Origin of the sequence: Stenotrophomonas sp. B2, from assembly GCF_014947095.1 — a bacterium.
GTDB lineage: Bacteria > Pseudomonadota > Gammaproteobacteria > Xanthomonadales > Xanthomonadaceae > Stenotrophomonas > Stenotrophomonas maltophilia_P.
In genome coordinates, this window is the sequence record NZ_JADCQA010000013.1 from 25201 (window position 1) to 38982 (window position 13782).

A 13782-nucleotide genomic window follows, 5' to 3' on the forward strand; every position below is an offset into this window, starting at 1 on the left:
CCGATCCTGTCGGCAAGGCGGCCGCCCCCCGCTCGCTCCGTACCTGGGCGAACTGAATAGGCGTCTAAACCGCAGCAAACCCGAATCTGCTTATTCCGTCCTGCAGCAAGGCCTTTTCGCGCGGGAGGGCTACAATTTCATTTTCCCAACTGAGCAAGCGCATCGCTCTGCCATGAAACCGCAAAAAACCGCAGCCAAGACCGTGAAAAACAAGACCAAACCAGCTGAGTCGGAGGTCGCAGTGACCGCTGGTTTCTCCCTGGAGCCGGTATACACGGCCTTGCGCAAGCGTTACCCGGCGGCCGCCCAGGCCGAAGCAGTGGCGTTTGCCGCTGACTTCTACAAGCGCATGGAGGCGGACGAGTTCCCGCACCACAGCGCTGAAGAGTGGGCCGCGCTCGCGGCCGAGACGCTGGAGTTCGCCCGTGCCCGCAAGGCCGGCAAGGCCAACGTGCGCGTGTTCAATCCGACGGTGAAGGCGAACGGTTGGGAATCGCCGCACACCGTGCTGCAGATCATCAACGACGACATGCCGTTCCTGGTCGACACCGTGACCATGTCACTGGCCGAACAGGGCGTGGGCGTGCACGTGCTCGGCCACCCGGTGCTGCGCTTCACCCGCGACAAGGCCGGCAAGCTGGTCAAGGTCGGCGAGGGCGAGGCCGAATCGGTGATGCTGCTGGAGATCGACCGCCAGCCGGCCGATGCCATGGCCGCCATCGAGCAGGCCATCGGCAAGGCGCTGGACGAAGTGCGGGCGATCGTGCGCGATTGGCAGCCGATGAAGGACAAGGCACTGGCACTGGCCGACGATCTGGGCAGCCGTGCGCTGCCGGTCGACGATGCCTCGCGCAGGGAAGCGCAGGAGTTCCTGCGCTGGGCCGCCGACAACCACTTCACCTTCTTCGGCTACCGCGAGTACCGCGTCGAGAAGCAGGGCAAGGAAGACGTGCTGGCGCCGCTGAACGAGACCGGCCTGGGCCTGATGCGCGGCAAGGACAAGTCCGCCGCACGCCCGGTCAAGACGCTCGCCGCCCAGGGCCTCAATGCCACGTCGGGGCTGAAGGACGCGCTGATCCTGACCAAGACCAATGCGCGCTCCCGCGTGCACCGCGCCGGCTACATGGACTACATCGGCGTGCTGGAATTCGACGCCAAGGGCAGGATCATCGGCGAGCAGCGCTTCCTCGGCCTGTTCACTTCCAGTGCCTACAACCGCCGCCCGTGGGAAATCCCGCTGGTGCGCCAGCGCCACGAATACGTGATGAAGCAGTCCGGCCTGGCCGCGTCCAGCCACAGCGGCAAGGCACTGCGCCACATCCTGGAAACCCTGCCGCGCGAAGAACTGTTCCAGTCCAGCGAGGACGAACTGTTCCGCACCGCGATGGGCGTGCTGGGCCTGCAGGAGCGCGTGCGCAGCCGCCTGTTCCTGCGCCGTGACAAGTACAGCCGATTCATCTCCGCGCTGGTCTACCTGCCGCGCGAGCGCTTCAACACCGACGTGCGCCTGCGCATCGAGGCGATGCTGAAGGAAGCGCTGCATGGCGAGTACGTCGACAGCTCGGTGGTGCTGGGTGAATCGCCGCTGGCGCAGGTGCATCTGATCGTGCGCCCGAAGCCCGGCGAGATGCTTGACGTGGATACCGCCGAACTGGAGCGCAAGCTCGCCCAGGTGCTGCGCAACTGGCAGGACGACCTGCGCGAAGCGCTGGTGGCCCGTCATGGCGAAAGCGAAGGCCTGCGCATCGCGGCCCGCATCGGCAAGGCACTGCCGGCCGGCTACATCGAAGACAACAGCACCGCAGTTGCCGCCAACGACGTCAGCCAGCTCGACGCGCTGACCGGTCCGGACGATCTGCGCCTGAGCCTGCAGGCGGTGCCGCGCGAAAGCGGCGATGGCCTGCGCCTGAAGCTGTACCGCCAGCTGGACGACATTCCGCTGTCCGACGCGCTGCCGATGATGGAGAACATGGGCCTGCGCGTGATCGCCGAGCGTCCGTACCGCCTGTCGGTCGACAACGCCCCGGTATACGTGCAGGACTTCGAGGTCGAATCGACGGCCGGTGCGATCGATGCCGCCAGCGTCGACGAAGCATTCGGCGAAACCTTTGCCCGCGTCTGGCACGGTGATGCCGAGAACGATGGCTTCAACCGCCTGGTGCTGGCCGCCGGCCTGCACTGGCGCCAGGTCGCCATGCTGCGCGGCTACTGCAAGTATCTGCTGCAGACCGGCGTGCCGTTCTCGCAGGCGTACGTGGAAGGCACGTTCGCCCGCTATCCGCTGCTGGCGCGCCTGCTGGTCGAACTGTTCGAAGCGCGCTTCGATCCGGCCACCGGCCACGAGAGCAAGGACGACATCGCGGCCGGCCAGGCCCAGCTGAAGGCCCACTTCGATGTGCTGGCCGCCGGCGACGAGGCCACCCTGAAGGTGCTCAAGACTGTGGTCGATGCCCGCAAGGGTGACCGCGACGCGCAGATGCAGGCCGCGCGCGATGCGCTGCTGAAGCTGATGGACCGCGTGTCGAGCCTGGACGAAGACCGCATCCTGCGTTCGTTCATGGGCGTGATCGATGCCACCCTGCGTACGAGCTACTACCAGACCGACGCCAATGGCCAGCACGGCCATGTGATCAGCTTCAAGTTCGACTCGGCGCTGGTGCCGGACCTGCCTAAGCCGCGTCCGTACCGCGAGATCTTCGTCTACGGTCCGCGCGTGGAAGGTACCCACCTGCGCTTCGGCGCGGTGGCCCGTGGCGGCCTGCGCTGGTCGGACCGTCGCGAAGACTTCCGTACCGAAGTGCTGGGTCTGGTCAAGGCGCAGATGGTCAAGAACACCGTCATCGTGCCGGTCGGTGCGAAGGGCGGCTTCTTCGCCAAGACCCCGCCGGTGAACGGCGACCGCGACGCGATCTTCGCCAACGGCGTGGCCTGCTACAAGCTGTTCATCCAGGGCCTGCTGGACATCACCGACAACATCGTCAACAACAAGATCGTGCCGCCGGTGGATGTCGTGCGGCACGACATGGACGATCCGTACCTGGTGGTGGCCGCCGACAAGGGCACGGCGACCTTCTCCGATATCGCCAACGGCCTGGCCATCGCGCACGGCTTCTGGATGGGCGATGCGTTCGCCTCCGGTGGTTCGGTGGGGTACGACCACAAGGGCATGGGCATCACCGCGCGCGGTGCATGGGAGTCGGTCAAGCGCCACTTCCGTGCGCTTGGCCGTGACAGCCAGAGCCAGGACTTCACCGCGGTCGGCGTCGGCGACATGTCCGGCGATGTGTTCGGCAACGGCATGCTGCTGTCGCGCCACATCCGTCTCGTCGCGGCATTCGACCACCGCCATATCTTCCTTGACCCGAACCCGGACGCGGCGACCTCGTTCGTCGAGCGCGAGCGCATGTTCACCGTGCCGCGTTCGAGCTGGGCAGACTACGACGCCAAGCTGATCAGCAAGGGCGGCGGCGTGTACCCGCGCAGCCTGAAGTCGATCGAGATCACCCCCCAGGTGCGTGAAGCGCTGGGCCTGGACGAGAACGTCAAGGCGCTGTCGCCGAACGACCTGATGAGCGCGATCCTGAAGGCACCGGTGGACCTGCTGTGGAACGGCGGCATCGGCACCTACGTGAAGGCCGCCAGCGAGCAGCACAGCGATGTCGGCGACCGTGCCAACAACGCACTGCGCGTGAACGGTGGCGAGCTGCGCTGCAAGGTGGTGGGCGAGGGCGGCAACCTCGGCATGACCCAGCTGGGCCGTATCGAGGCCGCGCAGGCCGGCGTGCTGCTCAACACGGACTTCATCGACAACTCGGCCGGCGTGGATACGTCGGACCATGAAGTCAACATCAAGATCCTGCTCAATGATGTGGTGCGGGCGAAGAAGCTGACGGTCGACCAGCGCAACAAGCTGCTGGCCTCGATGACCGATGAAGTCGCCGACCTGGTGCTCAACGACAACTATCGCCAGAACCAGGCGCTGAGCCTCATGGAGCGGATGGCGGTCAAGCGCCTGGGTTCCAAGCAGCACTTCATCCGCACCCTGGAACAGCAGGGGCTGCTGGATCGGCAGATCGAGTTCCTGCCGTCCGATGCCGAGCTGTCCCAGCGCAAGGCGCGCGGCCAGGGCCTGACCCGTCCGGAGCTGTCGGTGCTGCTGTCCTACTCCAAGCTGGTGGCGTTCAACCAGCTGCTGGAGTCGGATATTCCGGAAGATCCGTACCTCTCCAAGGAGCTGCTGCGCTACTTCCCCACGCCGCTGCAGAAGAAGTACGCCGATGCGATGGAGCGTCACCGCCTGAAGCGCGAGATCATCGCAACGGCGGTGACCAACCAGACCATCAACCGCATGGGCGCAACGTTCCTGATGCGCATGCAGGAAGACACCGGCCGCTCCATCGCCGAGGTCGCCAAGGCCTACACCATCAGCCGCGAGACGCTGGATGCGCGCGCGCTGTGGGCGCAGATCGACGCCCTCGACGGCAAGGTGCCGGAGTCGGTGCAGATCGACGCGCTGGAGGTGATCTGGAAGCTGCAGCGTTCGTTCGTGCGCTGGCTGCTGTCGCGTCCGGGTGCGATGCCGGGCATCACTGAAGCGGTCAACCGCTATCAGGGCCCGTTCAACGACATCCGTGTCGCGTCGGGTGTGCTGCCGGACTCGCAGCGTCCGACCTACGAGGCGCTGGTGGCCGAGTGGAAGGAGAAGGGCCTGCCGTCTGCGCTGGCACAGCAGCTGTCCGAGCTGCACTTCCTGGAACCGGCGTTCGACATCATCGAACTGGCCCGTACCCGCAAGCTGAAGCCGGTGGACGTGTCCAAGGTGCACTTCCGCCTGGGCGATGCCCTCCAGCTGCCGTGGCTGTTCGAGCAGGTCGATGCACTGGAAGTCAACGGCCGTTGGCATGCGGTGGCACGCGGCGTGCTGCGCGACGAGCTGGCCGCCAACCATCGCAACCTGGCCGGTCAGGTGCTCGCCACCAAGGGCGGCAGTGCCGAGGCCAAGGTGGCTGCATGGATGGGCCGCGATGACAACAGCCTGCGCTTCACCCTGGCAATGCTGGCGGAACTGGCCGAGCAGAAGACCCTGGACTACCCGACCGTCTCGGTCGCGGTCCAGCGCCTGGGCCAGCTGGCCGCACACGGTGCGTGACTGATGTAGTGCCGGGCCACGCCCGGCCTGCGTGAAACGGAGCGGCCCCGCGAAAGCGGGGCCGTTCTGTTTCTGGCCATTGGCGATTCGCCGGGCATGGCCCGGCGCTACCGGAACGCGGAACTTCGCCGGGCATGGCCCGGCGCTACCGGGAGCGCGGAGCCGGGTAGCGCCGGGCCATGCCCGGCGAGCGTAGCGGCGCTCGGTTATGCTCTCCCTCATGCCTTCCCCCCGGATCCACCGATGAGCGACACCCCCCGCATCGCTTTCCTGGCAAGCACCACCGAAGCTGCGCAGATGGCCCGCGCGGCCATGGTCGCGCGCTTTGGTGACCATGCCCCCGAGCAGGCCGACGTGCTCTGCCCGCTGGGTGGTGATGGCTTCATGCTGCAGACGCTGCATCGTCACGGCCACCTGGGAAAACCGGTGTTCGGCATGAAGCTGGGCACCGTAGGTTTCCTCATGAACCAGTACCGGGGCGACGACGACGTCAATGCACGCATCGCCCGCGCGGAACCGGCCAACCTGCGTCCGCTGGAGATGGTGGCGCTGACCGAATCGGGCACCAGCACCGGTTCGCTGGCGTACAACGACGTGTCCCTGCTGCGGCAGACCCGCCAGGCTGCGCACATCGGCATCGACCTCAATGGGCAGGAGCGGGTGGCCGAACTGATCGGCGACGGCGTGCTGGTTGCCACACCCGCAGGCAGCACCGCCTACAACTATTCGGCCCACGGACCCGTGCTGCCCTTGGGCTCGCACACCATCGCGCTGACGCCATTGGCACCGTATCGCCCGCGACGCTGGCGTGGTGCCATTCTCAAGGCGGATACGGAGGTGCGCTTCCGCGTGCTGGACCCCTACAAGCGACCGGTCAGCGTGACCGCCGATTCGCACGAGACGCGCGACGTGGTCGAGGTGACCATCCGCGAGTCGCGCGACCGCCGGGTGACATTGCTGTTCGACCCGGAACACAATCTGGAAGACCGGATCCTGAGCGAACAGTTCGTTTTTTGAGGACAATAGGTTGCCGGTCGCGTCGACCGCCAGAAGGACCCCCACCGATGGGTGACAACTCCCCCCGTTTGCTGACCGTCGCGGTGACCTCGCGCGCCCTGTTCGATCTCGAGGAAAGCCACGCGCTGTTCGAGACCGATGGCGTGGCGGCCTATGCGGAGTACCAGCGCCAGCACGAGGACGACATCCTCGGTCCCGGCGTGGCCTTCCCGGTGGTGCGCAAACTGTTGGCGCTGAACCAGGGCGCCAGCCCGGAGAACCCGCGCGTCGAGGTGATCCTGCTGTCGCGCAATTCGGCCGATACCGGCCTGCGTATCTTCAATTCGATCCAGCACTACGGCCTGGGCATCATCCGTGCCACCTTCACCGCCGGTGAGCCGACCTGGCCCTACGTGAAGCCGTTCGGCACCGATCTGTTCCTGTCGGCCAATCCGGAGTCGGTCCGCAGTGCGCTGCGCCACGGAATCGCCGCTGCGACGATCCTGCCCAAGCCACCCGGCGAGACCGCTGCGGCCGCCGCGGACCAGATCGACACCGGCCGACCGTCCGGCCAGCTGCGCATTGCCTTTGACGGTGATGCGGTGATCTTCGGTGATGAAAGCGAGCGCATCTCGCGTGAACAGGGGGTCGAGGCATTCGGCCGCCACGAGCGCGAACGTGCGCGCGAACCGCTCAGCGGTGGCCCGTTCCGCGGCTTCCTGTCCGCGCTGCACACGCTGCAGGAGGTGTTCCCGGCCGGTGACAGTGCGCCGATCCGCACGGCGCTGGTCACCGCCCGCTCTGCGCCCGCGCACGAGCGGGTGATCCGCACGTTGCGCGAATGGGGCGTGCGCCTGGACGAGGCGCTGTTCCTGGGCGGCCGCCACAAGGGGCCGTTCCTGCAGGCCTTCGGTGCCGACATCTTCTTCGATGATTCGCAGCACAACATCGACAGTGCCCGCGAACACGTTGCCGCGGGCCATGTGCCGCACGGTGTCGCCAACGAGGGATGACGCGGGGGCCACGCCCGGCGAGCGTAGCGGCACCTGTAGGAACGCCGGGCCACGCCCGGCGTTCTGCATCATGGGGTGCCGGCCATTCCCAACTGCAGGTCAACCACTTTCCAGCGCAGCCCCTGCGGTTCCAGCACGACCTTCAACGGTGGTTGGCCCGGGCCGCGATCAACGTCGACGACGAAGCGGTCGAACGCTTCGAAACGGTGGCGGGCGTTCTTCAAAGGCCGTGCCGGTTCGGTCGCCGCGAAGGCATCTCCGCCCTGCAGCTCGTTGCGCCCACGCTTCCACAGCACATGGCCCTGCAGCATCGCACCGATGCCGGTCGGGGTCATCAGGGTGTCCACCGCCGCGCCTCCAAGCTGGTCGCCCAGGCCGTAGAGCAGGGCGCCGAACGGACTGCTGGCCACATCGGGGCCGGCCTGGCGCACGAGGTAATCATTGAGTTGCGCACGCAGGCTGACGCGCACGCGCGGAAAGTCGACGTAGCGTTCCAGTGCGGCGGTATCGCGCTGTTCGATGGCCTTGGACAGACCGTGTATGGCCAGGTAGGGACCGCCGAACCACACGCCGGCCAGGGCAATCACCAACAGGACCACGATCGCAGTGAGCTTCTTCATGCCGCCAGACTGCCGCAAGTGCGGCCGGGCGGGGTGAAGACTCAATGACTGGGCGAACCGCTGCCGTCGCCATAGGCCGCGACCAGGCGTTGCCGGTCGGCGGGGCGCAGTGCTTCGGGTCGCGTGGCCAGCACCTCCTCCAGACTGCCGACGCGGGTAGTGCCCAGGATGCCGGCGGCCACGCCGGGGTGGCCCAGAACGTAGGCAAACGCAGTCTGGGCCGGACGCTGGCTGTCGATCGCCGCAATGGCCCGGCGCATCGCACGTGCGCTGCGCATCAGACGGCGGCTGCTGGGCTTGAGCCACGCGCGCGCCAGGTACCAGGCATCGGCCAATCTCGGCCGGCGAGGCTGGCTGGGCAGCAGGTGGCCCTGTGCGAGCACGGTGCCTGCCAGTACGCCGATTCCGGCCGCATGCAGCTGGTCGATCAGCGGCGCACGATCCTGCTGCAGCGCGTTGTAGTCCAGCAGGACCACGTCGAATGCCTGTGGATGCGCAAGCATCCAGTGCAGCGTCGAGGCTGAGTGGGTGTTGATGCCGGTGGCGCGGATCAGGCCACGTTCGCGCAGGCGCTGCAGCGCATCGAGCAGATCGTCGTTGATGTCGTGCGCGGTGGCGCCATGCAGCTGGTAGATGTCCAGGTAATCCAGGCCAAGGTTGCGCAGCGAGGCTTCGCAGCTGGCGGTGATGGCCGCAGGCGAGAAATCGCGCTGTTCTGCGCCACTGATGCCGGCCTGTCCGGTCAGTGTGCCGCCCTTGCTGGAGATGACCAGTGACTCACGCGGGTAGCGGGCCAGCAGCGGTCGCAGGATGCGGCCCAGGCGCGGTTCGGCGTGGAAGCCGGAGTAGTTGTGGCCGGTGTCGAACAGGTTCACGCCCTGGGCCAGCGCGTGCTCGACGATCGCTGCGGCGGCATGCTCGGCAAAGCGGCGATGGCCCCAGAAGCCCGAACAGCCCAGCCCGACCGGCGATACGGACAGGCCGGTGCGGCCGAGCGGGCGGCGTTGCCGGGCCAGTGGCATCAGAACTCCAGATCCAGTGCCGCGCACAGATAGTCGACGAAGGGGCCGAGCGCGGCCAGATCCTTGCCGAGCGTGGACAGCAGGCGCGGCCCGGTCATCGTCTCATCGTCCAGCGAGCGCCACATCACCCAGTTGCGATGCTTGAGATCGTCGATGAACTCGAAATCGGCGGGGAAGCCACGCGGCGGCCTGACCAGCTTCTCGCTCTGCTCGAAATCGAAACGCCGGCGCAGGGCGGGTGCATGCGCTGCGGCCTTCCAGCTGCCGGGGTTGTCCAGGATGAAATGGCGCACGCGGCGCTGGGTGTCCGGTTCGGGGTGCCACAGGCCGGCACCGACGAAGCTCTCGCCCGGCTGCAGATGCACGTAGAACGACGGAGCGGCCACTTCGCGGCGGCGTTCATGGAACAGGCGTGCGCCCTGCCAGGTCTTGTACGGCGATTTGTCGTTTGAAAAGCGCGCATCGCGATGGATGCGGAACAGCGAACCACCGACGCCACGGGTATCGGCACGGAAATGCGCGCTGACCCCGGCCAGCGCGGGCTGCAGGTCGCCCAGCAGGCGCAGGAACGGCTGCCGTACATGGTCTTCGTACTGCTGGCGATGGTCGTTGAACCAGGCCTTTTCATTGTGCCGCGCAAGGCTGCGCAGGAACCTGAAACTGGCGTCGCTGAAATAGGTGCTCACAAGCTCTCCTGCAGATGCTGGCCCCAGTCGCGCAGCGATTGCAGCAGGGCCAGGCGGCGATCGTCGTCCGGCGCCTCGGCGGCCAGTGCATCGAGCTGCTGCTGGTACTGGGGCAGGTTGAGTTCGCCCAAGCGGCCGTCACCGAGCAGGCGCTGGCGGCGGTAGTCCTGCCAGCGCTGGCGCTCGGCCGGTGCCAGGGTGTCGGGATGGTTGCGGGCGCGATAGCGGAACAGCAGTTCGGGCAGGCGCGGATCGCGGAAGCGGCCTTCCAGCGCAGCCAGCTCTGCGGGCGGCGTGGTCCGCGCCAGGGCCAGCAGTGGCTTGTCGCCATTGCCGAGGAAGCCGTCGTACAGCGAAGCATCGACGTCGGCCACGACGGCGTCCCGTGGTTGGTTGTACACCTGCCGTGCCTTCACGGCCAGTTGCGGCGCGAATGCACGCAGCCGCTCGACCTTGGCTTCGATGGCGGCGACATCCAGGCCCAGGCGGGCGTGATCGTCGGGCCGCAGGTGGTTCCAGGCGACCAGCGCCGGGACCTTGTTCAGATGTACTTCCTTCAGCGGCACCCGGGCGACGCCTTCGGGCAGTTCGCTGGCGCGCAGGTAGAGCCGCTCGGCGATCGTCTCGGCTGGCAGCTGCAGCAGGTCGTCGATGTCACCTTCCAGATCGAACACGATCACCCGGTTGTTGATCGTCGGGTGCACCGCCAGCGGCAGCACCGGAGCCGCGCACAGCCGGCTGGCCGGGTATCGCATGGAAATGTGCAGCACCGGCTTCAGCGCGCCCACGTCCAGCAGGCTGCCGACGAAACGCTTGTCGCGCAGTTTCAACGCGTACTCCCACAACCGCGGCTGCGACTGCTTGAACAGGCGTGCCATGCCGATCGTGGCGCGCACGTCCGACAGCGCCTCGTGCGCATCGCCATCGCGCACATTGTTGGCTTCGGCCAGGTGCTCGAGCTTGAACGACGTGGCGCCGTCCTCGCGCAGTGGCCAGTGGATGCCTTCGGGACGCAGGGCGCGCATCAGCCGCAGCATGTCCAGCAGGTCCCAGCGCGAGTTGCCGTTGCGCCACTCGCGCTCGTAGGGGTCATGGAAGTTGCGGAACAGACCGTAGCGGATGAATTCGTCGTCGAAGCGCAGGGTGTTGTAGCCCAGGGCACAGGTACCCGGGCGCGACAGCTGTTCGTTGATGCGATCGAACGCTTCGGCTTCGCTGATGCCTTCAGCCAGTGCCCGTTGCGGCGTGATGCCGGTGACCAGGGTGGCCATCGGCGAGGGCAGCAGATCGTCGGCGGGGCGCACGAAGAAACTCACCGGCGTGTCGATCTCGTTCAGATCGGCATCGGTGCGGATCGCCGCGAACTGCGAGATGCGCGTTCGCCGTGGGTCCTGTCCGAAGGTTTCCAGGTCGTAGAACAGGAAGCTGTCAGCCATCAGTGTGCGCCCTCCAGGACCGGCAGCCGGGCATGGATCTGAGCCTCCAGAGCCGCCCAGTCGATGTTCTCCAGCGACGTATGGCCGATCGTGGCGGCCACCAGCATGTCGCGCTGGATGTCGGTCCGGCGCAGTGCCTCGGCGTAGGGCGTGTGCAGGAACGTGACCATGGTGTAGTGCGGTACGAAGCGGGTCGGCCAGCGATGCTGAAGCGCCTGCTCCAGCTCGCGCTGCAGCAGGAAGGCCGGGTCGGCGACGCGATCACGCATCTCCAGGTAGTTCTCCAGGGCCATCTGCTGGATCGCATGCGCGTTCGGCTTGCGTTCTTTCTCGAAGGCGGCGAACGCGCTCTGCAGGTCGTCGGCTTCCATCAGATGGCGGGCCAGTGCCACGCAGTCCTCGAACGCGCAGTTCATGCCCTGCCCGTGGAAGGGCACCATCGCATGCGCGGCATCACCGATCAGCACGGCCTGGCCCTGCTGGTGCCAGCGCTCCAGCGTCAGCGTGCCGAGCAGGCCGGGCGGATGCTGCTCCCAGTCCGTGCGCAGGTCGGGGATCAGCGGCAACGCATCGGCGAACTCGCGCGCGAACAGGGCTTCGGCCTGGGCGCCGGTATTGACGGTGGCGAAACTGGGCTCGCCCTGGTTGGGCAGGAACAGGGTGACCGTGAACGTGCCTTCGTGATTGGGCAGGGCGATGCACATGAAGTGGCCCCGTGGCCAGATGTGCAATGCGTTGCGTTCGATGCGGAAGCCACCATCACGGTCCGGTGGAATCTCCAGTTCCTTGTAGGAGTGATCGAGGAAGGCGATGTCCTCGCCCAGCGGCGCGCGCCGGTTCATCGCCGCGCGCAGCGCCGAGCCGGCGCCGTCAGCGCCGATCAGGCTGTCGAAGTGGATGTCGTGCGGGCTGTCGTCGCGATCGTCGATGAAGCGCGCATGGCCGGCATCGAAATCGACGGTATGCAGCCGGCGGTGGAAATGTACGGTGGCACCTGCCTGCTCGGCCAGTGTCAGCAGCGTGGTGTTCAGGTCCCTGCGATGGATCGACCAGATCACTTCGCTGTCGTCGCGGCCATAGCGCTGCAGCTGCGCGGCGCCTTCGCGCGGATGCACCATGCGTCCACGCATCATCACCGCGCGGGCCATCACCTCGTCCTCCACGCCGGCCTGCCGCAGCGCGTTGCGCCCACGCTCGGCCAGCGCCAGGTTGATCGAGCGGCCGCTTTCGTAGTCGGCCACGCGTGGGTCGCCACGGCGTTCGTACAGGGTGATCCGCCAGCCCTGCCGCGACAGCAGGATGGCGAGCAGGGATCCGGCCAGGCCGGCACCAATGATGCTCAACGAGCGGGAGGCATGTGCGATCAACGAACTGTCCAGCAGGAGGGGAGGTGCCGGCTCAGAGGCCGGCCCAGGCTTCCACTTCCTCGACGAAATGGTGGACGTCCAGGTAGCGGTTGTAGAGCGGGGTGGGGGAGATGCGGATCACGTCCGGCTCGCGCCAGTCACCGAGCACGCCGACCGAGCGCAGGTGCTCGAACAGGGCGCGGCCACGCTCGCGGCCGGCGATCACCCGCAGCGAGAGCTGGCAGCCGCGCCGGTCCGGCTCGGCCGGGGTGACGATGTCGAGCACGTTGGCCAGGCGCGCGCGCACCAGGGCTTCGAGCATGCCGGTCAGTGCCAGCGACTTGCTGCGCAGGGCGTCCATGCCGGCCCGTTCGAACAGGTCCAGTGAAGCGCGCAGCGGCGCCAAGCCGAGGATCGGCGGATTGCTCAGCTGCCAGCCTTCGGCGCCGGTGGCGGGCGTGAACTGCGGGGACATCTGGAAGCGGGTGGCTTCGTCATGGCCCCACCAGCCGGCGAAGCGTGGCAGGGTGCTGTCACGGTGGTGACGCTCGTGCACGAACGCCCCGGCGACGGCCCCCGGGCCGCTGTTGAGGTACTTGTAATGGCACCACACGGCAAAGTCCGGCGCCACATCGTGCAGGCGCAGGGGCAGGTTGCCGACCGAATGCGCCAAGTCGAAGCCGATGCGCGCGCCCTGCAGGCGTGCGGCGCGGGTGATCGCATCGAGGTCGAAGGCCTGGCCGGTGCGGTACTGCACGCCTGGCCACAGCACCAGAGCCAGGCGAGGGCCATGCGTGGCGATCGCGCGTTCGATCGCGGTCATCGAGATCGTGCCGCTGGCTTCGTCCGGCTGCACCTCCACCAGGCAGTCGGCCGGGTCGAAGCCATGGAAACGGATCTGCGCTTCCACCGCGTGACGGTCCGTCGGGAAGGCGCCGGCTTCCATCAGGATCACCGGTCGTTCCCGGGTCGGTCGGTAGAAGCTGACCATCATCAGGTGCAGGTTCACGCTCAGCGTGTTCATCGCCACCACTTCGCTGGGCAGCGCACCGACCACCCGCGCCAGCTGCGTGCTGACCAGACGGTGGTAGGACAGCCATTGGGTGGGGCCGGTGAAGTGGCCTTCCACTGCCAGTTCAGCCCACTGCTTCATCACTTCCTGCACCGCCGCCTGTGCGCCGCGCGGCTGCAGTCCCAGCGAGTTGCCCACGAAGTAGGTCTGCTCGCCACCGCCGTGGCGCGGAATCAGGAATTCACTGCGCAGCGGCCGCAACGGATCCGCGGCGTCGAGAGCGATGGCATGGGTGCGGTTCAGCAGGTCGGACATGGTCGGGCAACAGGCTGCAACGGGGCTGCCAGTGTAGCGCCTGGGGCCTGCGTGATGCCGCGCAGTACGCTCGCCGGGCATGGCCCGGCGCTACCCGGAGATCACGCGCATCGGCCATGCCGGGCCATGCCCGGCGGGGGCATCAGCAATCGCAACACCGGTAGCGCCGGGCCATGCCCGGCGGATG

The 13782-nt window shown here is 67.2% G+C and carries 9 protein-coding genes; 3 read left to right on the forward strand and 6 right to left on the reverse strand.

Annotated elements, in window-relative coordinates; translation table 11 throughout:
• Positions 1–172: 172 nt before the first annotated feature.
• From IMX13_RS15070 to IMX13_RS15080, 3 genes are all read left to right on the forward strand, one after another.
• Positions 173–5149: an NAD-glutamate dehydrogenase domain-containing protein gene (locus IMX13_RS15070; protein ID WP_065182907.1), complete on the forward strand. Its 4977-nt coding sequence runs from the start codon at positions 173–175 to the stop codon at positions 5147–5149.
• 243 nt (positions 5150–5392) lie between these two features.
• Positions 5393–6166: an NAD kinase gene (locus IMX13_RS15075; protein ID WP_053515423.1), complete on the forward strand. Its 774-nt coding sequence runs from the start codon at positions 5393–5395 to the stop codon at positions 6164–6166.
• A gap of 47 nt (positions 6167–6213) precedes the next feature.
• A complete protein-coding gene (locus IMX13_RS15080; protein ID WP_053515425.1) occupies positions 6214–7158 on the forward strand; it encodes a 5'-nucleotidase in 945 nt (314 codons plus the stop codon).
• A 68-nt stretch (positions 7159–7226) separates the two neighbouring features.
• On the opposite strand, the gene IMX13_RS15085 is transcribed toward IMX13_RS15080, so the two are convergent.
• The 6 genes from IMX13_RS15085 to kynU are packed head-to-tail and all read right to left on the reverse strand — an operon-like array spanning position 7227 to position 13595.
• Positions 7227–7778 carry a DUF2939 domain-containing protein gene (locus IMX13_RS15085; RefSeq protein ID WP_193396650.1) on the reverse strand — a complete coding sequence of 184 codons (552 nt, stop codon included), beginning with the start codon at positions 7776–7778 and terminating at the stop codon, positions 7227–7229.
• A gap of 41 nt (positions 7779–7819) precedes the next feature.
• A complete protein-coding gene (locus IMX13_RS15090; protein ID WP_053515428.1) occupies positions 7820–8800 on the reverse strand; it encodes an aldo/keto reductase in 981 nt (326 codons plus the stop codon).
• On the reverse strand, positions 8800–9486 hold the full coding sequence (locus IMX13_RS15095; RefSeq protein ID WP_193396651.1) for a DUF2461 domain-containing protein: 687 nt from the start codon (positions 9484–9486) through the stop codon (positions 8800–8802). Before IMX13_RS15095 ends, IMX13_RS15090 begins: the two co-directional genes overlap by 1 nt.
• On the reverse strand, positions 9483–10922 hold the full coding sequence (gene sbcB / locus IMX13_RS15100; protein WP_193396652.1) for an exodeoxyribonuclease I: 1440 nt from the start codon (positions 10920–10922) through the stop codon (positions 9483–9485). Before sbcB ends, IMX13_RS15095 begins: the two co-directional genes overlap by 4 nt.
• Positions 10922–12289 carry an NAD(P)/FAD-dependent oxidoreductase gene (locus tag IMX13_RS15105; protein WP_065176049.1) on the reverse strand — a complete coding sequence of 456 codons (1368 nt, stop codon included), beginning with the start codon at positions 12287–12289 and terminating at the stop codon, positions 10922–10924. The genes sbcB and IMX13_RS15105 overlap by 1 nt, the downstream gene beginning before the upstream one ends.
• A 31-nt stretch (positions 12290–12320) precedes the next feature.
• Positions 12321–13595 (reverse strand): kynureninase, encoded by a 1275-nt coding sequence (gene kynU / locus IMX13_RS15110; RefSeq protein WP_053515435.1) that lies wholly within the window; start codon positions 13593–13595, stop codon positions 12321–12323.
• Positions 13596–13782 lie beyond the last annotated feature (187 nt).